Source organism: Bradyrhizobium genomosp. I (2014), from assembly GCF_000261685.1.
Lineage (GTDB): Bacteria > Pseudomonadota > Alphaproteobacteria > Rhizobiales > Xanthobacteraceae > Bradyrhizobium.
Genome location: NZ_AJQE01000067.1, coordinates 1 through 1,882, shown reverse-complemented (window position 1 = coordinate 1,882; position 1,882 = coordinate 1). Strand labels below are relative to the sequence as shown.

The following is a 1,882-nucleotide window of genomic DNA, read 5'->3' as shown; positions in this document are numbered from 1 at the left end:
GCCCGCCAGCCACGGCTCGACCTGCGGCAGCATGATGGTCGGCGCATCGGCCGAACTGCCGAACATGTCGTTCTGGCCGATGGTCGCGGCTTCATGCGCGCGCTGGCAGGCGGCGAGGATCGAGTCGGCACCGGCAAAGACGCGCGCCCGGTTCGGCTCCAGCGTGTCGAAGGCGCCGGCGGCCGCGAGACTTTCGATGATGCGCTTGTTGATCGCGCGCGGCGAGACCCGGGCGGCGAAATCGGCGAGCGAGGTGAACAGGCCGCCTCTGGTCCGCTCCGCGATGATCTGCTCGATCGCCTGGATGCCGACGCCCTTGAGCGCGGCGAGCGCGTAGTAGATCGTCTTCTCGCCGACCTCGAAGGTCGCGCCGGAGCGGTTGATGTTCGGCGGCTCGACCTTGATGCCGAGGCGCTGCGCCTCGGAGCGGAATTCGGAGAGCTTGTCGGTGTTGTTGAGATCGAGCGTCATCGACGCGGCGATGAACTCCACCGGATAATGCGCCTTCATGTAGGCGGTGTGGTAGGACACCAGCGCGTAGGCCGCCGCGTGGCTCTTGTTGAAGCCGTAGTCGGCGAACTTCGCCAGCAGCTCGAAGATGGTCTCGGCCTGCCCCTTCGGGACGCCGTTCTTCACCGCGCCCGCGACGAAGATGTCGCGCTGCTTGTCCATCTCGGCGCGGATCTTCTTGCCCATGGCGCGGCGCAGCAGGTCGGCGTCGCCGAGCGAATAGCCCGACATCACCTGCGCGATCTGCATCACCTGTTCCTGGTAGATGATGACGCCGAAGGTCTCCTTGAGGATCGGCTCAAGCACGGGATGCAGATATTCCGGCTCCTCGTCGCCGTGCTTGCGCGCGCAATAGGTCGGGATGTTCGCCATCGGGCCCGGTCGATAGAGCGCGACCAGCGCGATGATGTCCTCGAAACGGTCGGGGCGCATGTCAATCAGCGCGCGCCGCATGCCCTGGCTTTCAACCTGGAACACGCCGACCACATCGCCCCGCGCCAGCATCTGGTAGCTCTCGGCATCGTCGATCGGCAGCGTGGCGAGATCGACATGGATGTCTCGCGGCTTGAGCAGCTTTACTGCGACGTCGAGGACGGTGAGCGTTTTCAGGCCGAGGAAGTCGAACTTGACGAGCCCCGCGGGCTCGACCCATTTCATGTTGAACTGGGTCACCGGCATGTCGGATTTGGGATCGCGGTAGAGCGGCACCAGCTCGCTCAACGGGCGATCGCCGATCACGATGCCGGCCGCATGGGTCGAGGCGTGGCGCGTCAGGCCTTCGAGGCGCTGGGCGATGTCGAAGGCGCGCGCCACAACCGGGTCTTCGTCCCGGAACGCCTGCAGCTTCGGCTCGCTCTCGATCGCGGCGGCCAGCGTCACCGGTGCAGCCGGATTCTGCGGCACCAGCTTTGTGAGCTTGTCGACCTGGCCATAGGGCATTTGCAGCACGCGGCCGACGTCGCGCAGCACGCCGCGCGCCTGCAGCGTGCCGAAGGTGATGATCTGCGCGACCTGATCGCGGCCGTAGCGCTGCTGCACGTAACTGATGACCTCGCCGCGGCGGTCCTGGCAGAAGTCGATGTCGAAGTCCGGCATCGAGACGCGTTCGGGATTGAGGAAGCGCTCGAACAGCAGGCCGAACTTGATCGGATCGAGGTCGGTGATGGTCAGCGCCCACGCGACCAGCGAGCCGGCGCCGGAGCCGCGGCCCGGCCCGACCGGAATGCCCTGCGCCTTCGCCCATTTGATGAAGTCGGACACGATCAGGAAGTAGCCCGCGTACTTCATGCGCATGATGACGTCGAGCTCGAAGGCGAGGCGCTTGTTGTAGTCCTCTTCCGTCGTGCCCTGCGACAAGCCGTGCACGCGCAGG

Annotated in this window: 1 protein-coding gene; it reads right to left on the bottom strand. The window is 65.9% G+C overall.

Features of this window, described 5'->3' with window-relative positions; all coding sequences use genetic code 11:
• Positions 1-1,882, bottom strand: a 1,882-nt coding sequence (gene dnaE, locus IC50_RS07090; protein WP_035702278.1) for a DNA polymerase III subunit alpha, incomplete at both ends; no start/stop codon positions are given.